This is a genomic window from Moorena sp. SIO4G3 (assembly GCF_010692305.1).
In the GTDB taxonomy this organism is placed as follows: domain Bacteria; phylum Cyanobacteriota; class Cyanobacteriia; order Cyanobacteriales; family Coleofasciculaceae; genus Moorena; species Moorena producens_A.
In genome coordinates, this window is sequence record NZ_JAAHIG010000050.1 from 1 (window position 1) to 20,767 (window position 20,767).

General features: G+C 43.2%; 23 protein-coding genes. 9 read left to right on the forward strand and 14 right to left on the reverse strand.

Features of this window, described 5'->3' with window-relative positions:
* The first annotated feature begins 209 nt into the window (after positions 1-209).
* Entirely contained in the window at positions 210-3,479 is a 3,270-nt protein-coding gene (locus F6J99_RS12110) for a DEAD/DEAH box helicase (protein ID WP_293113130.1), read from the forward strand.
* 304 nt (positions 3,480-3,783) lie between these two features.
* On the opposite strand, the gene F6J99_RS12115 is transcribed toward F6J99_RS12110, so the two are convergent.
* Positions 3,784-4,167: a hypothetical protein gene (locus F6J99_RS12115; protein WP_293113131.1), complete on the reverse strand. Its 384-nt coding sequence runs from the start codon at positions 4,165-4,167 to the stop codon at positions 3,784-3,786.
* A gap of 262 nt (positions 4,168-4,429) precedes the next feature.
* Here F6J99_RS12115 and F6J99_RS12120 point away from each other — a divergent pair, with 262 nt between their 5' ends.
* Together F6J99_RS12120 and F6J99_RS45550 are read left to right on the forward strand one after the other, a co-directional pair.
* On the forward strand, positions 4,430-5,365 hold the full coding sequence (locus F6J99_RS12120) for an IS4 family transposase (protein WP_293113162.1): 936 nt from the start codon (positions 4,430-4,432) through the stop codon (positions 5,363-5,365).
* Between the two features lie 157 nt (positions 5,366-5,522).
* Complete coding sequence (locus F6J99_RS45550; protein WP_365973162.1) at positions 5,523-5,639, forward strand: IS4 family transposase; 117 nt, start codon at positions 5,523-5,525, stop codon at positions 5,637-5,639.
* Positions 5,640-5,949: 310 nt separating this feature from the next.
* Here the strand turns inward: F6J99_RS45550 and F6J99_RS12125 are convergent, their stop codons facing one another.
* Positions 5,950-6,270, reverse strand: a complete 321-nt coding sequence (locus F6J99_RS12125) for a HigA family addiction module antitoxin (protein WP_293113132.1) — start codon at positions 6,268-6,270, stop codon at positions 5,950-5,952.
* Between the two features lie 2 nt (positions 6,271-6,272).
* On the opposite strand from F6J99_RS12125, the gene F6J99_RS12130 reads away from it, so the two are divergent.
* The gene (locus F6J99_RS12130) at positions 6,273-6,416 is read left to right on the forward strand and encodes a hypothetical protein (RefSeq protein WP_293113133.1); all 144 of its coding nucleotides are present in this window, start codon (positions 6,273-6,275) and stop codon (positions 6,414-6,416) included.
* A 201-nt stretch (positions 6,417-6,617) separates the two neighbouring features.
* On the opposite strand, the gene F6J99_RS12135 is transcribed toward F6J99_RS12130, so the two are convergent.
* From F6J99_RS12135 to F6J99_RS12170, 8 genes are all read right to left on the reverse strand, one after another.
* Positions 6,618-8,435 carry a tetratricopeptide repeat protein gene (locus F6J99_RS12135; RefSeq protein WP_293113134.1) on the reverse strand — a complete coding sequence of 606 codons (1,818 nt, stop codon included), beginning with the start codon at positions 8,433-8,435 and terminating at the stop codon, positions 6,618-6,620.
* 137 nt (positions 8,436-8,572) lie between these two features.
* Positions 8,573-9,925, reverse strand: a complete 1,353-nt coding sequence (locus tag F6J99_RS12140) for an ATP-binding protein (protein WP_293113135.1) — start codon at positions 9,923-9,925, stop codon at positions 8,573-8,575.
* Complete coding sequence (locus tag F6J99_RS12145; protein WP_293113136.1) at positions 9,897-10,061, reverse strand: hypothetical protein; 165 nt, start codon at positions 10,059-10,061, stop codon at positions 9,897-9,899. The genes F6J99_RS12140 and F6J99_RS12145 overlap by 29 nt, the downstream gene beginning before the upstream one ends.
* Positions 10,062-10,415: 354 nt before the next feature.
* Positions 10,416-10,535: a tetratricopeptide repeat protein gene (locus F6J99_RS12150; RefSeq protein WP_293113137.1), complete on the reverse strand. Its 120-nt coding sequence runs from the start codon at positions 10,533-10,535 to the stop codon at positions 10,416-10,418.
* 78 nt (positions 10,536-10,613) lie between these two features.
* Positions 10,614-10,745, reverse strand: a complete 132-nt coding sequence (locus F6J99_RS12155) for a tetratricopeptide repeat protein (RefSeq protein ID WP_293113138.1) — start codon at positions 10,743-10,745, stop codon at positions 10,614-10,616.
* Positions 10,746-10,775: 30 nt separating this feature from the next.
* Entirely contained in the window at positions 10,776-10,907 is a 132-nt protein-coding gene (locus tag F6J99_RS12160) for a hypothetical protein (RefSeq protein ID WP_293113139.1), read from the reverse strand.
* A gap of 30 nt (positions 10,908-10,937) precedes the next feature.
* Complete coding sequence (locus F6J99_RS12165) at positions 10,938-11,621, reverse strand: tetratricopeptide repeat protein (protein ID WP_293113140.1); 684 nt, start codon at positions 11,619-11,621, stop codon at positions 10,938-10,940.
* Between the two features lie 30 nt (positions 11,622-11,651).
* Entirely contained in the window at positions 11,652-12,224 is a 573-nt protein-coding gene (locus F6J99_RS12170) for a tetratricopeptide repeat protein (protein WP_293113141.1), read from the reverse strand.
* Positions 12,225-12,508: 284 nt separating this feature from the next.
* Between F6J99_RS12170 and F6J99_RS12175 the strand changes: the two genes are divergently transcribed.
* Positions 12,509-12,706 (forward strand): hypothetical protein, encoded by a 198-nt coding sequence (locus F6J99_RS12175; protein WP_070394349.1) that lies wholly within the window; start codon positions 12,509-12,511, stop codon positions 12,704-12,706.
* 466 nt (positions 12,707-13,172) lie between these two features.
* On the forward strand, positions 13,173-13,625 hold the full coding sequence (locus F6J99_RS12180) for a DUF29 domain-containing protein (RefSeq protein WP_293113142.1): 453 nt from the start codon (positions 13,173-13,175) through the stop codon (positions 13,623-13,625).
* Positions 13,626-13,721: 96 nt separating this feature from the next.
* On the opposite strand, the gene F6J99_RS12185 is transcribed toward F6J99_RS12180, so the two are convergent.
* Positions 13,722-13,934: a hypothetical protein gene (locus tag F6J99_RS12185; protein ID WP_293113143.1), complete on the reverse strand. Its 213-nt coding sequence runs from the start codon at positions 13,932-13,934 to the stop codon at positions 13,722-13,724.
* Between the two features lie 381 nt (positions 13,935-14,315).
* Positions 14,316-14,522 carry a hypothetical protein gene (locus F6J99_RS12190; RefSeq protein ID WP_293113144.1) on the reverse strand — a complete coding sequence of 69 codons (207 nt, stop codon included), beginning with the start codon at positions 14,520-14,522 and terminating at the stop codon, positions 14,316-14,318.
* A 287-nt stretch (positions 14,523-14,809) separates the two neighbouring features.
* Here F6J99_RS12190 and F6J99_RS12195 point away from each other — a divergent pair, with 287 nt between their 5' ends.
* Positions 14,810-15,007: a hypothetical protein gene (locus F6J99_RS12195; protein ID WP_293113145.1), complete on the forward strand. Its 198-nt coding sequence runs from the start codon at positions 14,810-14,812 to the stop codon at positions 15,005-15,007.
* Between the two features lie 6 nt (positions 15,008-15,013).
* Here the strand turns inward: F6J99_RS12195 and F6J99_RS12200 are convergent, their stop codons facing one another.
* Positions 15,014-16,594, reverse strand: a complete 1,581-nt coding sequence (locus F6J99_RS12200) for an NHLP bacteriocin system secretion protein (protein WP_293113146.1) — start codon at positions 16,592-16,594, stop codon at positions 15,014-15,016.
* 721 nt (positions 16,595-17,315) lie between these two features.
* On the opposite strand from F6J99_RS12200, the gene F6J99_RS12205 reads away from it, so the two are divergent.
* The gene (locus F6J99_RS12205; protein ID WP_070394355.1) at positions 17,316-17,669 is read left to right on the forward strand and encodes a DUF433 domain-containing protein; all 354 of its coding nucleotides are present in this window, start codon (positions 17,316-17,318) and stop codon (positions 17,667-17,669) included.
* On the forward strand, positions 17,644-18,015 hold the full coding sequence (locus tag F6J99_RS12210) for a DUF5615 family PIN-like protein (protein ID WP_070394356.1): 372 nt from the start codon (positions 17,644-17,646) through the stop codon (positions 18,013-18,015). The genes F6J99_RS12205 and F6J99_RS12210 overlap by 26 nt, the downstream gene beginning before the upstream one ends.
* A 297-nt stretch (positions 18,016-18,312) precedes the next feature.
* On the opposite strand, the gene F6J99_RS12215 is transcribed toward F6J99_RS12210, so the two are convergent.
* Positions 18,313-20,442 carry an NHLP bacteriocin export ABC transporter permease/ATPase subunit gene (locus tag F6J99_RS12215; protein ID WP_293113147.1) on the reverse strand — a complete coding sequence of 710 codons (2,130 nt, stop codon included), beginning with the start codon at positions 20,440-20,442 and terminating at the stop codon, positions 18,313-18,315.
* Positions 20,443-20,767 lie beyond the last annotated feature (325 nt).

The window sequence follows — 20,767 nt, forward strand, 5'->3', positions numbered from 1 at the left end:
TCCCTACTCCCTACTCCCTACTCCCTACTCCCTACTCCCTACTCCCTACTCCCTACTCCCTACTCCCTACTCCCTACTCCCTACTCCCTACTCCCTTTGTTATAAAATCTATTAATCAGATATGATAGCTGTTAATCCTAAGGGATAAATTCAGCAAATTTGATCGACAAAACCTGGACTAGATAACAGAAAAAGACACAAAAATTATTATGGCAACGTTACATGGCAGTTGGATATCTAGGGAAACTAATGGTCATCTATTTATTTGGGGAGAAACCTGGCGCACGAAGGCGCAGATATTAACTACTGCCAATGAGATGTCATGTCACCCGTTTGCCATGACTGAGGAAGAATTGACGTCTTTTTTAGAGTCTCATCGTCTGTCCATCGGTCAATTTTTAGAGGTGTCTGAGCAGGCTCGTTCAGGTAGTCGTAAGCGTGGCGCTAAACAGGATCACCATCCCTGGCAGTCTCAAATTGTTCTGTTACCTACTGAAGCATCATCCAAAGGTGAGCCAGGTTATCCAGTGCTGTCTAGCAAAGTGTTTTTAGATAGTGCAGACGATAGTCCAGACGATAGTCCAGAGGGTGGCCAGTGGGAATTGCAACCATGGCAAGTGCAAGGGGTAAGTCTGGAACCGATGGCAGCGGTAAGATTTCTCCAAGCTTTACCCCTGGGCTCCTTTGAAGTCTCAGACGGCTACCTGGGAGGGGAGTTGCGTTTTTGGTCTCAGGTGATGCGCTGGAGCTTGGATCTGCTGAGTCGGGGTAAGTTTTTACCAGGAGTGTACCGATTGCCTGATGGTAAGGTAAGGGCTTGCTGGCAACCTCTGCTTGATAGTACTACCGATCAAGTCCGTCTAGAAACCTATATCAAGTTCATGCCCTCGGCTTGCTGTGCTTATCCACAACAGGTTAGTTCTCCAGAGTTCACCCTTCAACCTGCAACCGATTTGGTTAAGGCTCAGGAATTGCTACTGGGATTCTTGAGTAGTGTGGTTAATACACAGGTGCGGGATTTTGTCAAGGGTGAGTCGGTGCCAGTAGTAGATTCACCGATGGTGGAATGGTTGCGATCGCTTTCTTCTAATTCAGATAATTCAGAAACCCTAGCCCTAGAGTCAACAACCCTAGGTCGATTAGCCGCAGCCCTCTCGACTTGGAACACTCCGGTGCAACAGAATTTAGTGACACCGACGTCCAAGAGGTTGAGGCAAAATCTGTTTCGTACTTGTTTTATCCTGAAGCCTCCTACCTCTGACCAAGAGAGTTGGTGCTTGGCCTATGGCTTACAAGCGGTTGATGACCCAGACCTGGTGGTGGATGCTGAGACGATCTGGAATTACTCCGGAGAGCGATTGGAGATTAACCAGCGAACTATTGAACAACCTCAGGAAACCTTCCTAAAAGGGTTAGGATTAGCGACTCGACTCTATCCTCCCATTGAACCTAGCCTACACCAATCCCGTCCTGAGTTTTGTGAGCTAACCATAGTAGATGTGTATGAGTTCATTAGGGCAAGTGCATGGCGGTTGCAAAACAATGGCTTGGGTATTGTGCTACCCCCAGGATTGAAACCAGGCACGGGAGCCAAACGCTTGGGGATTAGTCTTGTGGCGGAAGTGCCACCACAAAAGAAGAATCAACGGTTAGGACTCCAAAGCTTACTGAAGTTTAAGTGGCAACTGGCGATTGGAGATAAAACCATCTCGAAGCGGGAGTTTAATCGCTTGATGGCACTGAAATCTCCCCTAGTGGAGGTGGATGGGGAATGGATGGCGTTACAACCGTCCGATGTCCGTGCAGCTCAAGAGATGTTTAAGGGTTCGACAGATAACATGACTCTGTCGGTAGAGGATGCTTTGCGGATCACTACTGGTGATAATAATACCTTGGCAAAACTACCGGTAGTCAAGTTTGAAGCATCGGGAGCCTTGCAAGAGTTAATTACTAACTTACAGGGGAATCAATCCCTGAAGCCGATTCCTCAACCCGCTAGTTTTCAGGGGCAATTGCGACCCTATCAAGCAAGAGGGATGGGCTGGCTGGCGTTTCTGGAACGTTGGGGTTTGGGTGCTTGTCTGGCGGATGATATGGGCCTTGGTAAGACGGCACAACTGATTGCGTTTCTGTTGCATCTTCAGGAAGAAGGTACGCTGAATGGGCCTTGCTTAGTGGTATGTCCCACCTCTGTGCTAGGAAACTGGGAACGGGAAGTAAAGAAATTTGCGCCATCCCTGAAAACTATTGTCCATCACGGGGATAAACGCTCCAAAGGGAAAGCCTTTGCTAAGGCAGTTAAGACTAAGCAGGTGATCATTACCAGTTATTCCTTAGTACATCGGGATGCCACTACCCTGGATGGGGTGGAATGGCAGGGGGTGGTGCTGGATGAAGCTCAGAATATTAAGAATCCTAGCGCTAAGCAATCCCAAGCGGTGAAGCAACTTTCCACTAGCTTTCGGATTGCCTTAACCGGTACTCCCGTGGAAAATCGGTTGTCGGAATTGTGGTCAATTATCGATTTTCTCAATCCTGGGTATTTAGGCGACCGCCAATTCTTCCAACGTCGATTTGCTGTACCCATTGAGAAGTTTGGCGACCGGGATTCCTTGCAGACCATGCGATCGCTAGTGCAACCCTTTATCCTCCGTCGCCTCAAAACCGATAAGTCTATTATTCAAGATTTGCCCGAAAAGCAGGAAATGAATGTTTTTTGTGGTCTTTCCGCAGCCCAAGCTACGGTTTATCAACAGTTGGTGGATGATTCTTTAGCACAAATTGAAGAAGCTGAGGGGATTAAGCGCAAGGGCATGATTTTGACCTTGTTGTTGAGACTCAAGCAATTATGTAATCATCCCGCTCTGTTGGACAGTAAAGGGAAAAAGACTAAGGGGAAAACGGGAGATAATTCCTTGATGTCTAGCCAGCAGTCGGGTAAGTTACGACGGTTGGAAGAAATGTTAGAAGAAGCGATTTCTGAGGGAGACCGTGGCTTAATTTTTACCCAATTTTCGGAATGGGGTAAATTGCTGAAACCCTATTTAGAGGAAAAATTCGGCAAGGAAGTTTTATTCCTCTATGGCGCAACTCGTAAGAAACAACGGGAGGAAATGATTGATCGCTTCCAGAATGACCCCGATGGTCCATCGATATTTATTCTGTCTCTGAAAGCCGGTGGCACGGGATTGAATTTAACGAGAGCTAATCATGTGTTTCATGTAGACCGCTGGTGGAATCCAGCGGTGGAAAATCAAGCCACTGACCGCGTCTTTCGGATTGGTCAAAAACGCAATGTTCAAGTCCATAAGTTTATCTGTACTGGCACTGTGGAGGAAAAGATTAATGACATTATTGAAAGTAAGAAACAGTTAGCAGAACAAACCGTGGATGCTGGAGAAGATTGGTTGACAGAAATGAATACGGAACAATTGCGGGATTTGGTGTTGCTTGACCGGAGTGCGGTTATTGATGATTAGGGAGTAGGGAGTAGGGAATCGGGAATCGGGAATCGGGAATCGGGAATCGGGAGTGCGTAGGGTGCGTTAGGGGCGGACTTGACCTAATTTTTACGGTAGCCAGGGTTGAGATAGTCCGCCCCGTAACGCACCACCGGGTTAAACAGTGCGTAGGGTGCGTTAGGGGCGGACTTGACCTAATTTTTACGGTAGCCAGGGTTGAGATAGTCCGCCCCGTAACGCACCACCGAGTTAAACAGTAAAAGTGAGATGCACCCGCATAAAGGGAGCATTTCCGCTTTGTTAATTCCTGATTATGATCCCCCTAAATCCCCCTTAATAAGCTATCCATTAGGCAAAAGTAGTCGAAACGGTGATAGAGACTAGGATTTAGGCAAGGATTGGGAGAGGAGTGGTGAGAGCCATTATTAGACGAATAGGGGTTTCCCAAGACTGCGATCACAAAATAAGAAGTGCGATCGCAAAATAAGAAGTGCGATCGCAAAATAAGAAGTGCGATCGCTAGACGAATAGGGGTCTCCCAAGAGTGCGATTGCCAACTCAATGAGAGGCTAGGCCAAATCATAGCTATCGCCACTGGGAAACGCTTCGCGCTTATTGGGCGGGTTGAAGCTGCTCCCCACCCAAACACTGTACTGGCGTGGCTTGATACCGTAGGGAGCGCTTCAACCTCCGCTGTGCCGCCCAATCTTTCCCAGTTGTAGTATCAACTTAACAATCGTGTTCGCACTTTGTGGACAGCAAGGCATTGGTTGTGAGAGTATCAGAGGAAAAGTCAATCAGGGGATGAAGAAGAACAAATGAAGGATTGGATAAGCCAGGAAATAAATCCCAAATTTTTCAGGACATACGCCATGCCAAAAGATTGAGAAAGACACTGTTGCTCAAAGCGCGAACATCCAGGAGAAACAGTACCGAAAGCGAGTGGTAATGCGAACAAAAGCCAAAGTATCTACAGATTTTGGTCAAATGAGAAAGTGAAAAAAACACAAATATTGGCTTCACACAGGGAAGGTGTAGTCAGGAGGTGTGTAGAAGCAGGAGTAGTACTGGCTATACAGGATACGACCGACTTGGAGTATACAACACATGAAGCAACCAAAGATTTGGGATATATCAATCAGACTCCTCAACAAGGAATCAAAGTTCATAGCTGTATAGCAGTAAGTAGCAAAGGAGAACCATTGGGAATGCTACATCAGCAGAGTTGGACAAGAAAGCAAAGGAGTGGAAAGAAAAAAGAACGCAAGAAAAAACCAATTCAAGAAAAAGAAAGCTATCGATGGTTACAGACAGCTAAAGGAGCCGAAGAAGGACTAGCCGAAAAAATCCAGCTTATACATGTTGCAGATCGTGAGGCTGATATCTTTGAGTTATTTGCCCAAAAGCGCTCTGCCAATAGCGAATTACTGATTAGAGGAGAGTATAACCGCAGAGTGAAAGAGGAGATGGGATATCTGTTACCGATGATTGAACAAGGGTCAATTTTAGGTACAATGACCATTAACTTGGAGCGTAATCCCAAACGTCGAGCTCGTCAAGCAACATTGCAAATCCGAGGGATGAGAGTCACACTGGAAGTACCTCAAAATCACCCCAAACCTCACAATCTCCATCCAGTGGAAATTAACGTACTACTGGTAGAAGAAACGGAGAAACCGGCTGATGGTAGTCAACCTATTCGTTGGTTGTTGCTCACTACTCTACCCATTGATGACTTCCAACAAGCTTGGCAATGTGTACGGTGGTATAGCTATCGATGGCTTATAGAACGCTTTCACAAAACCGCTAAAAAGTGGTTGACGCGCGCGAAAAACTTCAACTCCAAACCCGAGAGCGTTTACTCAAAGCATTGGCTACTTATAACATTGTTGCTTGGCGACTAATGTGGTTGACGTAATCTCGCTCGACTTAATCCGAATGCTTCTTGCCAAGTTGTTTTCTCTCCAGCGGAATGGAAACTCTTGCGACGTAAATTTCAACCCAAAAACCGCTCGAAAAAACCTCCTACTCTTCATCAAGCTCTGATGAGCGATTGCGCGCTTGGGTGGATTTTTGGCTCGTAGTGGAGATGGTGAACCTGGCCTGAAAACTCTCTGGCGAGGGCAAACGACCTTCTACCATTTGTTTGAAGGTTCACAACTTGCTTCTACATCCTAGTCTCTATCACCGTTTCGACTACTTTTGCCTAATGGATAGCTTAATAAGGGGGACTTTTGAAGAACTATACTGATACTTTCACCAGTACAACAAAAATCAATAACGGTAGTACTAACAATCAATTTAAGTACTGAAATATAGCAATTTTATCTCACATCAGGTACAAAGGGATACCCCTAAATCCCCCTTAATAAGGGGGACTTTGAGGCTCAGAAGCGTACCTCATAAATGCAATAAACGCTATAGTCCAATCTTATCACTGTTCCCTGTTCCCTGTTCCCTGTTCCCTGGGCGCAGCCCTATAATTTGCTTACCCTTCATTGTCATTTGCCGCAATAGATGCAAGGGGTTTGATCGTTTTCAAAATCTGATCAGCTAGGGTTGCTTCGGCTAGTTCAAGCTCATAATGTTGTTGGAGGTTCAACCAAAAGTGGGGAGTAGTACCGAAGTATCTGGATAGCCTCAGGGCTGTATCGGTAGTAATGGTTTTTTTGCCGTTTACAATGGCATTGATCTGTGTTAAGGGTATATGGATATCCTCAGCCAGTTGATTCTGGCTGATGCCGAATGGTTTGATAAATTCTTCTAAAAGAATTTCACCGGGAGTAATAGGGGGAAGTTTTGTAGTCATTAGTGATAATCCACAATTTCAACATAACTATTCAGCGATCAGCTTTCAGTTATCAGCTTAAGCGCTACGCCCACGCTACGCGAACAGTTTATGCGCTACTTGAGGTGCTATCTGCTATCAGCATTCGGCTGATCGCTGACCGCTGACCGCTGAATGCTTAAAAAGAATCAACGGTTTTTTTTCCACCCTACAAGCTTCTTCAGTTTGGATACTATTATTAATATTATGTATATAGTTTTAAAAAAAAAATTCAATCCGTTGACGTTGAGCCAAGTTAGGGGAAAAGCTTCAAAAGTATAAACTTTCAGAGCTTATTCGTAACAAGCGATACCAAGTTTAATATTCCGTTATTTCTTACCTTTGATTCGCTTACGGTAAGCAATACCGAGATTATTTTGTGTCATTGCCCAATCTTCAGGAAAAGCCTCAAAGGTTCTAACTGTTAGAGCCTGTTGGTAACAAGCGATCGCATCTTCAATATTCTGTGCTTTCTCACCTTTGATTCGGTTACCGTAAGCAATACCGAGATTATTTTGTGTCATTGCCCAATCTTCAGGAAATGCCTCAAAGGTTCTGACTGTAAGAGCCTGTTGGTAACAAGCGATGGCATCTTCTATATTCTGTGCTTTCTCACCTTTGATTCTTTCATAGTAAGCAATACCGAGATGATTTTGTGTGATTGCCCAATCTTCAGGAAAAGCCTCAAAGGTTCTGACTCTAAGAGCTTCTTTGAAACAAGCGATGGCATGTTCTATATTCTGTGCTTTCTCACCTTTGATTCGCTTACGGTAAGCAATACCGAGATTATTTTGTGTGATTGCCCAATCTTCAGGAAATGCCTCAAAGGTTCTGACTCTAAGAGCTTCTTGGTAACAAGCGATGGCAACTTCTATATTCTGTGCTTTCTCACCTTTGATGCGGTTCTTGTAAGCAATACCGAGATTATTTTGTGTCCCTGCCCAATTTTTAGGAAAAGCATCAAAGGTATAAACTCTAAGAGCCTTTAGGAAACAAGCGATGGCATCTTCTATATTCTGTGCTTTTTCACCTTTGATCCGGTAAATGTAAGCATTACCGAGATTAGATTGTGTCCTTGCCCAATCTTTAGGAAAAGCCTCAAAGGTTCTGACTCTAAGAGCTTCTTTGAAACAAGCGATAGCTTTTTCTAAATTCTCAGCTTTGTTGCCAACAATACGATTTATATAAACAGTACCAAGAATATATTGAGTTCGCGCCCATTCTTGGGATAGAGTTTCCCGGGGACGTAATTGTAAAACAGTTTCTAATCCAGTAATGGCTATTTCTGTAGCATTTGCTCTTCTTCCTGGAAATTCATAAATATCAATACAAAGACTTTCTACTATTCCGGCAATCGCTTCTTGTTCTTCAGGTTTTAGGTAAGCACAAGTCTTAAGGAGCCACTGTTCTAAAATTTTTGCAAAAGAGCTATTTAATTTATCAGTATTAGATTCAATAACATCATGAATAGCTTGTAAATCACCATCATTTTCATACTCTAGTAATAGTAGCTTTTTCAACAAATCATAATACTCGTCACTACTATCAACTATATCTTGAGATACGTCCTGTAGTTTTTCCTGTTCAATATCAGCTTGAAAGGGAGTATAATATTGAAGCAAATCAATATCTCTATCGACAGGAAACTCGATTACTCCAGAACGCCAATCAAAAAAATCAGGAGCACGACGAACTAAATACTTTAATGTATATTTCCTTACTGTAAACACTAAGCAACAATTAAAATCATCTCTAAATCTTTCCCGTTGCCAATTGAGATGACCTAATAAGGTAGCTAAAGCCTCTCTTTGATAGGATTTTTTAGGATTTTCAAGGGTACGTTTAATATAATCGTCTAAGGCTAAAGACTTTTCAAGGCCACTAATCACTAAAATATCAATGGGATTGTCGTTAACCTTTTCCTCAATCAGATCATATAAATTATAAATAGAATGGTCTAGCTTTAAAACATCAACGGTTTTATCGTTAATATCTTGTTTAATTTCTTCAATAATTCTTTTTTCTTGTATAGGAGTACACCGCACAAATAAAATCCCAAAGCCTTCACGCCAAGATAAATCGCGTTTTAACCTCAGATAAGATTCTTGTTCATCTGATCTAAATTTTTGTGAATTTAATCTCGACATTGTACTCATTTATCAGCTATCAGCTATCAGTTATCAGCTTATGTGCTACGCACACGCTACGCGAACAGTTATCAGCTATCAGTTAATGGGCTAGATCACAGCGTCGAAGCCTGTGCCACCCAGGCTACGGGAATGGCTCACGGCTGACCGCTGACTGCTGAATGCTCACTATTAGTTAAATCACGAAGAGCAGATTTAAATTCAGATGTCCCTTCAATTAAAGGGTGAACATCATACCAACGTACAGGATTACCCTCTCCATCAAACTCTCGATATTCCAACACACAACGACGGAATAGCAAACTACGATAGTATTCATCATTAGGGATAGACTTGGAAAGAGAAACTTCAGCTAATTTTTGCCATTCTTCAGAACTAACCGCATTACGATAGGTGCTATCTCTGGCATCACTAACCGCCCGCCTCACTATTCTTGTAGTAATCGGGAAATCATCAATATAACGCATGACTGACTGCATTAATAGCATCAACTCTCGCACATGACCACCAGTCATAGAGCACAACTCAATGCGACTGTCTTGACTATCAAAGATTTGTGTATCAATATCAATCGTAGGGTCAACTAAGTGAATCCTTTTTTCAATAACTTCTTTTAATTTATCTAATCCTTGTGAATAGGGTTTGTTGTCACGGTTTTTTACCATAATCATTGGTAACACTTGAGGAGTAGCATAAATATTTCTTAATTCAGTCGCTTGACTGGAATAGGCTAAGGAAATTGGCACTGTATAAACTACGTGACAATTCAACGCTGTTAATTGACTGCTATAGTCAAGAAATATTTCTTCGTGACTTGTTCTGTCATTCCCTTTTTCCAGGGGGATGATTCTATCTAAGTTATCTGCTATCACAACAATGTTGGATTGGTCGTTAGGTAATCTATGTTGAGCATCTTCAATAAATTCATTTAACGCTTCAATTAAAGATACACTATAATTATCAACCTGTTTTCTAATGGTTTCACGGCTACTAGGATTTCGTCTTAAGGTTGTAGTCAATTTACTAAAAATCTGAATTTGAGCTTCAACCGTTAATTTTTCAAATTCCACCTCGGATAACGCCAAATCCTTTAATTCAGTCCACCGAGACTCTAACCAATTTAATAACGGATTTGGAGCAGCATAATCTTTAAGTTTCTCTAAAATATTACGAGTACAAGCTAACAGAATATCTGTATATTGAGCATCGATTTCATCAATATCCCCTTCCGTTGCTGGAAAATAAACCACAAAGCAGCCATTCTTCTGTAAATAATCTTCCAGACGCAATAACTCGGTTGATTTCCCCACACCCCGATGTCCAGTATAAAGTTGACAAGTCGCTTGGTCTGAAAAGAGGATAGTTTTACCAATTTCCCGGAAAATATTGTCATCTCCCCTGACTTCACTACAGTTTACATAAGCTGGATCGTTGGCTGGTAAGGGATAAAATGGTTGAAATTTATTGTAGATTTTTTTGATTAAGCTCATGGGGGGTGATGTGTCTAGTGGTTTTCAATTTGGTGAGGTACAGAGTTCCTGGTTTTAGGGAACAGGGAACAGGGAACAGGGAACAGGGAACAGGGAACAGGGAAGAGAGAACAGGGAACAGGGAGACTTTTGGCAACGTTACACAAGTTAATAAAATAACGCACCACCGGATAAAACCGTAACAATGAGATGCCCCCGATGGCAATTGCCCTATGGCTGGCTGGTAATCATCCTATTATAAAATAATATATTGCGGTTTTTAATTAGGTGAGGTATACAATTTAGGGATTTTAGGAAACAGGGAATAGCGATGCAGAGGTGCGACCCGTGGCGAATTTAATTCGCCTACGGAAAACGCACCATTACGGTCTTGGGGGTTTCCCCCACTCGCGCTTTGCATCAAGACGGGAACAGGGAACAGTTCGTAGGGTGGGCAAAATGATATTATCTAGAGTTGTTAAAATAACCAAAGGGTTTTTGTCCACCCTACTTACTCAAAGGTTCTAATTTTAAGAGCTTCTTGGAAATAAGCGTTGGCAAGTTCAATATTCTGTGCTTTTTCACCTTTGATTCGCTTACGGTAAGCAATACCGAGATTATTTTGTGTCATTGCCCAATCTTCAGGAAAATCCTCAAAGGTATAAACTATAAGAGCCTGTTGGTAACAAGCGATTGACCGTAGGTCACGCTACGCGAACGCATCTTCAATATTCTGTGCTTTCTCACCTTTGATTCTTTCATAGTAAGCATTACCGAGATTATTTTGAGTCGATGCCCATTTTTCGGGAAATGCTTGACGGGAGTATACTTCTAAAGCCAATTGGTAGCAAGCGATTGACCGTAGGTCACGCTACGCGAACGCTTCTTCAAGATTCTGTCTTTTCTGACCTTTGATTCGGTTACGGTAAGTAATACCGAGATTGAATTGAGTCAATGCCCATTGTTCGGGAAAAGCTTCACGGGTGCGTACTTCTAAAACCAATTGGTAGCAAGCGATTGACCGTAGGTCACGCTACGCGAACGCTTTTTCAATATTCTGTCTTTTCTGACCTTTGATTCGTTTACGGTAAGCAAGACCGAGATTTTTTTGAGTCGATGCCCAATCAACAGGAAAAGCATCACGGGTGTAAACTGCTTTTGCCAATTGGTAGCAAGCGATGGCATTTTCTAGGTTTTGTGCCTTCTGCCCTGTTATTCTCTTAGCGTAAGCACGACCGAGATTGAATTGAGTCATTGCCCATTGTTCGGGAAAAGCTTCACGGGTGTAAACTGCTTTTGCCAATTGGTAGCAAGCGATGGCATTTTCTAGGTTTTGTCCTTTCGGACCTGTGATTCTGTCATAGTAAGCAATACCGAGATTGTTTTGAGTCATTGCCCATTGTTCGGGAAAAGCTTCACGGGTGTAAACTGCTTTTGCCAATTGGTAGCAAGCGATGGCATCTTCGAGGTTTTGTGCTTTCGCTCCTGTGATTCGGTTACGGTAAGCAATACCGAGATTGTTTTGAGTCATTGCCCAATCAATAGGAAAAGCTTGATGGGTGCGTACTTCTAAAGCCAATTGGTAGCAAGCGATGGCATCTTCTAGGTTTTGTGTTTTCTGACCTGTGATTCGGTTACGGTAAGCACTACCGAGATTGTGTTGAGTCGTTGCCCATTGTTCGGGAAAAGCTTTACGGGTGCGTACTTCTAAAGCCAATTGGTAGCAAGCGATTGACCGTAGGTCACGCTACGCGAACGCTTTTTCTAGGTTTTGTGCCTTCTGCCCTGTGATTCTTTCAGAGTAAGCATTACCGAGATTGTTTTGAGTCATTGCCCATTGTTCGGGAAAAGCTTCACGGGTGTAAACTGCTTTTGCCAATTGGTAGCAAGCGATGGCATTTTCTAGGTTTTGTGCTTTCGGACCTGTGATTCTGTTATGATAAGCAATACCGAGATTGTGTTGAGTCGTTGCCCAATATTCGGGAAAAGCTTTACGGGTGATAACAGTTAGTGCCACGTCATAGCCAGTGATGGCAATTGAACTATTGCTGGCTTTTTCACCCAAGGGGAATTGCTGAATTAGATTGCTGAAGTCAACAATAACTGCTGCTATATTTTCCGCTTCATTTGGTTTAACTTCAGCCAGCTTAGTTGTTGCCCAATCCCGAAATAGTTCTGCTAATCTAGGATGAATTTTGTCTGTATTGTCTGCCAGTAATGGGTAAACTATCTGGGCGTCACCATTACTGTCTCTAGTTGCTTGTAGTACATCTAAGAGAAAGTCAAGTTGGGCATCAGATGTATTCTCAGGCATTGCCATCAACTGATCTTCAATAGTTCTTAAACTATTATAGTACTACTTTAATTTAAAGGAAACAGGCAAGAGGCAATAGGTATGTTTTAAAAAATACATATAAACGCTATTTTTAAGTAAATTTATCTGTCAATCGATGCTTATAAATACCAATTATGCTAACGCTAAAGTTATGCGTTAGCATTTTTTTACTACCCCTAAAACTCCCCACAAAAAACTTTTAAAAACCCTTGACAATTAAAATTATAATCATTACAATAATCAATGTAAACAAATTGAATGTTTGACCTATGTCAGAATTTACTCCAAACTCCAACAAACAACCGGTTAAGCACATCTTAAAGGGTTCTCGTAAAGCAGTACTCAACACTATGTACGCCCTTTATGGTCTGCGCTATGCAGAGATTTCCGAGTGGAGTCCTCTGCAGCCCACGGAGGTTCCAGGGGAATTCATTACTATCATGACCAAGTACTTGTTGTTGCCATAACACCTTGTCTTGATGCAGTCGCTCATGGGGGAAACCCCCAAGACCGCGCTGCATCGCTAAATTTATGGGGGGGTTTCCCCCCCTTGGCCAATCCCATCGGATCATATCCGGATTGGTTTGGAAATTCACTGACATAGGTCATTGAAATAGCCGTGGATAGTATTTCTACGGCTATTTTTTTAGGGAATTAAGAATTAAGAATTAAGAATTTAGAATTAAGAATTTAGAATTGGGAAGTTAGAATCGGGAATCGGGAATCGGGAATCGGGAATCGGGAATCGGGAATCGGGAATCGGGAATCGGGAATGCAATACTTGTGGTTCAGTAACCCTGTATCACAACATCATCATCTCAAAGGGATGATAAAATTAATAAAGGGTTTGTCATAGCTATTAGGTAGACAGGATTTTTTACCTCTTACCTATTGCCTCTTACCTATTGCCTATTGCCTCTTGCCTCTTGCCTTATGAAATCTCAAATACCTGACTTAAAAGAACTTTATGAAACGGAGTACGATCAGTGGTTAACTGAAACAGTTAGGCTCCTGAAAACTGGTCAATTGGAAGGGTTAGATTATGAAAACTTAATCGAGGAACTAGAAGCATTGGGACGCAGTGAAAGAAATGCTGTCAAAAGTTTACTATTGCAGATAATCATTCATCTAATGCTGTACCAATATTGGGAATCCGAGATGGAGCGAAATAGGAATCACTGGGCAGGGGAGATTATTACCTTTCGGGTGCAACTAGAGGATAAACTTACCACTAATCTTCGCAATTACTTAGGGGATGAATTACCCAAAATTTATCAAAATGCTTTATTGATTGTCCAGAAAAAAACTCAGCTTACTGCTCTACCTGAACAATGTCCTTATTCGTTTGAGCAGTTACTGGATAAGCATTGGTTTCCTAATCAATAGGGTGCATCTCATATTTGTAAAAAAAAGGGAATCGGGAATCGGGAATCGGGAATCGGGAATCGGGAGTTTGGAGTCGGGAGTAGTGTGGAAATTTTATTATTTAGCATTATGTGAGCATTCAGCTTCAATGTAAGCTAACATTTCCTCAAATTGTGGATCGTCTTGATATTTTACCGCTAATTTGAGCCAAGGATTTTCTTGATTCATTAATTCCTTCTGGAGTACCTTAAATACAGCTTTCTTTCCCTCTAAAGGTAATTGCTGTACTAACATAATTACTTGCTCAATTGTTATATTTAAGGTAGGCATAGCGATCACTTTGTGAAAGTTTATACTTTTTTTATTATATAGCGGTGTATAGCCTAATGAGGTACACAAGATTTGTTCCCTGTTCCCTGTTCCCTGTTTCCTTTGCTAGAATTTTGTCAGTCAATCAGGGCGTCTTCTTCATCAAATATGTATCGAGTTCCGAATACTGAGAAAATAGGCGTTGCTGAATTAAGGAATGAATGCGCAATCATCTGGTTTTGTTAAAGCCCCCTAAATCCCCCGAGCGAGCAATCCCTCGCTCGGGGGACTTTGAACGTCTTATTCCCCCCAGAATTGGGGGGTTAGGGGGGCAAAACCATACCCAGAATCAGCAACGCCAGAAAATAAGCTATCTATCAAGGATGATTACTTCAGACATTCTCAATCCTCTTCCTCAAGGACGGAAGTGACCAAATCCCCCAACGTTCTACCTTTACCGGCAATGGCAGCTGAGGGAGTCCGGCGCAATACGTTTGGTTCACTATCCGAAAGAATCGTCACAATTACACGAGCTTTGGAAACTTTTGGTGCATCTGTTAACCATTGAATTTGACCATTTTCGATAATGGCTTCATAACTTTGAAGCATTGCTCTCTCCTGGTTTAAAAGCTAATGTTGGATTATAATATAACGCATTTCTATATGTCCAAAACTAGCACAAATATATAGGAATTTTTGGCCGGGCTGTATCGGTTTATCATAATACCAAAAACTACTCGGATGGGTGGTGCGTTACGGGACGGGCTGTCTATGGGGCGAAGGGGCGGAAAATCAGGGCTCGCCTGTGGGTGGTGCGTTACCGGACGGGCTGTCTATGGTGCGAAGGGGTGGAAAATCAGGGCTCGCCCGTCCCTAACGCACCCTACTGGCTGTCTATGGGGCGAAGGGGCGGAAAATCAGGGCTCGCCCGTGGGTGGTGCGTTACGGGACGGGCTGTCTATGGGGCGAAGGGGCGGAAAATCAGGGCTCGCCCGTCCCTAACGCACCCTACGCAACTCTTGCCTTTTGCCTTTTGCCTATTGCCTATTGCCTATTGCCTATTGCCTATTGCCTCTTGCCTTTTCCGGCAATAAGTGTATTTACAACCTAGATACAAACCCTATCCCACTCCACTCTCTCAAAATAGGTAAAACCCAAGTAATCGGCTTACGCTCTTCTACTGTCACCCTAACCGTTGTTGTGGTTCCTGGGGAAATTTCCAACTGGGGTCCAAGGGAAGATGACCATTGATAACCACTGGGGGTTTTTGAGTCAAGTTGTAATTTAGCGATCGCTTCGATTTTACCTCCTTCTTCACCCATTAATTTTTGTACTACTTCGGGATTTCCGATCACAGAACTCGCCCCTGCTGAGGTCACGGAAAAGGGAGAAACTTCGGTAATTTTCCCCACAATTCCCCCATATCTTGTCCGTTTTACTGTATCCGGTGTAATTAAAATCCCCATTCCCGGTTGAATTTTCTTGCCATCCTCCACAGCAAAATAGGTTACGCTCATCATGTCACTGGCTTTACCTGGTGTTTGTAGGGTTCCCAGGGCATTTCCGGGGTTGAGATATTCCCCGACAGTAGCCGTTATTTCTAGAATACATCCGGTGTGGAGACTTTTAATAATACTGTTATCTGCAACTTCTTTTTGTAATCGGGCGATGGCTTGCTGTATTTCCTGAATTTGATTATTCTCAGTATTAGTAGCTTCCAGATTATCCTGTTCTAGTTGTTTACTACGGGTGTCTAAGGTTTCCAATTCCGCCTTAATTTGAGTAATAGTATTGGTATTTTCTAAATAGTTCTGTTGTAGTTCCGTTTCCTGTACCTGCAACTGTTGCAACTGGGCTTGAATCTCGGAGATAGTTTGACGGATTTCTCGATAGTCTTGTTCTGCTTGTAAAACCCGTTCCGAGGAAATTGCTCCTTGTTGTTGTAAGTCCCGTTGCTTGGCCAGTCGCTGTTGTAGTATCGGGGTTAATTCTTCCGCATCTTTGAGCTGTTGTTGGAGGCTACGGCGCTGGCTCAAGATGCTAGTTAATCCTTGATCTTGGAGGCGGGGAGTCAAGGTTTCAGTATCTCGTAACCGTTGTTGTAAGCTGGTGCGTTCAGCGGTAATTGCTGTTGTTTCTAGCTCGGTGCGTTGTTGTCGGAGTAACGTAGTTTTTGCTATTTGTTGTTTTAACTGAGCCAGTTTATCCCGTTCTTGTTGTAACTGCTGTTTTAGATCAGAGGGGTTAATGATTCCCAGGATATCGTCTTTTTTTACACATTGACCGGTGCGAATCCTTAAGGATTCCAACTGTCCCGATATCGGAGATTGTAACTGTACCACCCGACGGGGATTAATCAGCACTCCCTTACCCGTGACTGTGATCGGAATAGTCCCAACTATGCTCCAAAGTACCCCGATCAGGCCGAATATAGCTAATCCTCCCAAAGGTAGCCAATCGACGGGACTAACCACTGGCATTAACCGATCTAACTGTTCTGGGTCAGATAATCGGTTTAGGGCTTGCTGACGGAAGATAGGGGGTTTTTGCTGAGTCATTATCGGGGAGGAGGGAATCGGGAATCGGGAATCGGGAATCGGGAATCGGGAAAAAATCTTGTGTAGCTGATAAGTATCAGAAAGGCTAAATCTCCGAAGGGGACGGGCTGACTTCCTTGACAATAGCACCCGTAATCAACTCAAATTCATGCCAAAATGGCCTGATCTTTGGAACAAGTTAGCCAGAATAATAGTCTATCAAACAATACAATGGATAAAACATGAAGAACAACCAAAGCGCGCAAACCCAAAAGCAAGTAATCTCTTCTTCTCAAGGGAGTCCGGAGAGTAGTTCACACTCCCAAGATGAGTCCACACTCTCATTGGTCTCATTGTCTGAATTGGACAATGTTTCAGGAGGTATATTATTAGGATTTTTTGGTAAAAAGAACAAAAGCAAAAAAAAATAGGTGGCGAAAACTAAAACAAATAGCAGCTATTCAAGGAAATCTATACTCTTTAGGACTTACGAAATTTAGTTGGTTTTGCCCCCCTGCCCCCCAATTCTGGGGGGTAATGATGTCAAAGTCCCCCAAATTTGGGAGATCCAAATTTGGGGGATTTAGGGGGCACTTGCGTAAGTCCTGCTCTTTTAAGACAGACCGTTTCTGTTGGTCATTTGCCTTTTGACCCATACCATGGCGTTCGATTCGCCTCGATAAATTGATCAACAACCATCCCTCTCGGGGGATGGGGTTGCTGTTTAAACCCCCAGCATTGAGCTTACTTCCTATGTAGCTCTTGCTGGAGGTTTTGTTTTTGGGTTTTAGCAATCGTTTACCCCAACATCATCAAGGGATGATAAAATTATGAATTATAATGAGCTAATCAGCTAATAAAATTAATGCAACTAGAAGACTATTTTGACTTCCTGAGTGTGGACGATATTCGGCTCAAAGGCACAAGAATAGGAATAGAAACTATTCTCTATGATTATATCCATCGTGCCCGCACTCCCGAAGAAATTGCCGAAACCTATCCATCCCTAAATCTAGAACAGGTCTACGCTACTATTCTTTATTATCTACACAATAAAGAAATGGTCAGCCAATATGTTGCTGACTGGCTAGAGTGGAGTCACCAGCAACTGAAAGCACAGCAACTTAACCCCTCCACCTCTGCGCTGCGATTGCGGAAGTTGAGAGCAGAACAAAAAGTAATGAAAAAAGCTGATGACTCTCAAATATCTATTGGATGAAAATGTCAATCCTGCTTACAAAATCCAATTGACCCGGAATTCTCCTGATTTGGTGATGTGGGTTGTTGGTGAACCGAATACTCCTGCAAGAGGAACGTTAGACCCACAAATTCTGAAATGGTGTGACGAGTATGGTTTTGTGCTGGTAACAAATAATCGTAAATCTATGCCGACCCACTTAGCTGATTATATTGCAGAAGGGAATCACATACCAGGAATCTTTATTCTCAACACCAAGTTAAGTATGGGAGAAAATCTTGATGAGCTGGTTTTTCTAGCTGAGGCATCTTTTGAAAGCGAATATCAAGACCAAATTATTTATCTTCCACACAGTTATAGCGTTTAGTTATAGCATTTAGACCTAGGTTGTCAACGGTGGGCATACCGATGACTTGACTTTGTAAGTAAATTTATACCTGTTTGATTATAGTTTCCATTTGGTAGCAAACCTCTTTCGCAGATTGAGAAAGCTTATAGCGTTTCTCGCACTTATGAGGTACACTCTTCTTTGACCTTGATTCCCTGTCTTGATCCAGCGCATCCCTATTCCCTATTCGCTCTTCTCTGTTCCCTGTTCCCTGTTCCCTGTTCCCTATTCCCTATTCCCTATTCCCTACTCCCTACTCCCTACTCCCTATTCCCTTCACACCATCTGTCGCGCCATCAAATCAGCAAACAACCCCTCAACTGCTGCCAACTCCTCAAAACTTCCCTGCTGTACTATCTTCCCACCATGCAATACATAAATCCTATCAGCATGACGAATAGTACTCAAACGATGGGCAATTACTATACGAGTTACTCCCAATTGTTCTAAACTGTTAGTAACAATTCCCTGAGTGCGATTATCCAAGGCAGATGTCGCTTCATCAAACAACAAAATCTGGGGTTTGTGTACCAAAGCGCGAGCAATAAATAACCGTTGTCGCTGTCCTCCAGAAAGATTACCACCCCCTTCGGAAATAATAGTATGTATCCCCATGGGCATGGCTTGAATATCCTCAGCTAATCCCGCCATCTGCAACGCTTCCCGAGCTTGATCTGGGCTAACAATTGCCCCTCCAGCAATGTTTTCCCAAATTGAACCACTCATAATTCGCCCATTTTGCAGCACTACCCCTAACTGTCGCCTGACCGCTGCAATATCTAATCCTGATAAATCTTTGCCATCATAAAAGATTGCTCCCGCTTCTGGGGTTTCAAATCCCAAAAGCAACCGCATGATAGTGGATTTACCACTCCCCGAGGAACCAACAATAGCAATAAATTCTCCGGCTTTCGCGTCTAGGGTAATATTATCTAAAACTAACGGACTATCCTGGCGGTAACGAAAGCAAACTTGGTCTAATTTAAGTTTACCAGAAAGCCTGCCGGGATGGTACTTATCAGCATCAACTTCTGGCTTTGTTTGTAAGATCGGTTGGGCACGTTCCCATAAAATAGTAATATCTAAACTATCAATCAGGGTGTTGCTTAATCGCGTGGCACTGGTGATAAAGGTACCGAAGGCAGTATTAAATGCCAGAAATGTACCAGTAGATAATCCTGTTTCCCCTACCGACTGTGCCATTAAAGCAACAGTAAATCCAAACAGCAGCATGGAACTTACTGCTGGTAACATTACATTAAAAGCGGTTAGTAAGTCTTCCACTAACTGGGTACTTAATATCAGTTTTACCTGCTGAGTATATTTTTTCGCCCAGCAAGTAAACGCCTCTGATTCAGCAGCAGCGACTCGTAATTTCGAGATGCCACCAATTAACTGCACTGTTAGTCCAAATATTTCTCCCGAAAGCTCCTGGAGGGGACGCATTTTCCGCCTGGTAATCAGACCGGATAGGGTAGTAATAATTACTGCTACTAAAGCGATCGCGATCGCAACGAATGCCAGAGGAAAACTGTAGACTATCAATAGTCCTAGATTTAGCAACGAAAATAAACTGGTAAATAGGGTTCGCAAAATGCTACCGCTAAGTCGGTCACGAATCTGATTAACAGCGGAAACCCGATTGTGTAAATCCCCTGTGGAATACTGGCGGAAAAAGGCGGGTTTGAGTTTCAGCAATCTATCCCAAAGGGCGGCTTGAGTATCATAACTGACTTTGGTTTGCACTCTCAGCATTACAAAACTTTGAGCCAATTGGAATATCATCACCCCAAAGCTAGCGGCTAACAATCCCAAACCCATTTCGATTAATAATTGGCGTTTAGCGTCCGGAATGGCAGAGTCGATCAGAATACCCGTAATTTGTGGTGTCACCATCCCGAACAAGGTTGCAACCACTCCCACTCCCAGGATTTTCAGCAAGTCTGGGGCACGACCTCTGATGGTAAATTGGAGAATATCCCAGACGGTAATCTCTTTATCGGGTAAAGGGCGATAAAAGGTATAGGCAATCGGAGCAATTGTTGTGGCAGTGTGACGGTTGAGGGGGGTGCGGGTCAACTCCACTGGGTCAAGGATTTCATACTTGGTGGCTTTGACCGGTAGTAGAGCGACGGGTTGGTTTTCTTCCTTAGTAAACGCCAGCAGGGGACCACAATCTGTTTTCCACCAGTTAGCCGTGAGGGTGACTCGACGGGTGCGGAAACCGGAAGCCCGTGCGATCGCGTCTAGGGTATTGGCATTCTCTGATTTAGCAGCAGGACGAATGGTTATCCCCAAGGCTTTGCCGATAGCACCTACAGCAATTAACAGGGGAGTTTCGGCTTGGGGAATGTCGGCGGTGGGATTGAGGATTGAGGCGAGTTCCCTCAGGGCTTTTTGGGTCATATTAGATCACACTTCACTTACATTTTATCAACAGAAGATTTATTATAAAACTCAGTTTTTAGTTGTTTACCAAAAACAGACGGGAGGATGAAAGCCACGCGCATTTAGGTCGTAGATGAAATCCGACACGAAGGTATCTTTTAAATAATTAAGTAAGCATTCAGCCGTCAGCCGTGAGCTTTTAGCTCACGCTACTTGAGGTGCCGTCAGCTTTGTGGCACAGGCTTTGGCCACGCGGGGCGCGTTTGGCCACGCTGTGCGAACGACGCGCTTGAGTTAACTCATATTAAACGAATGCTTACCTGTTGTCTTGATCCCAAGCGCG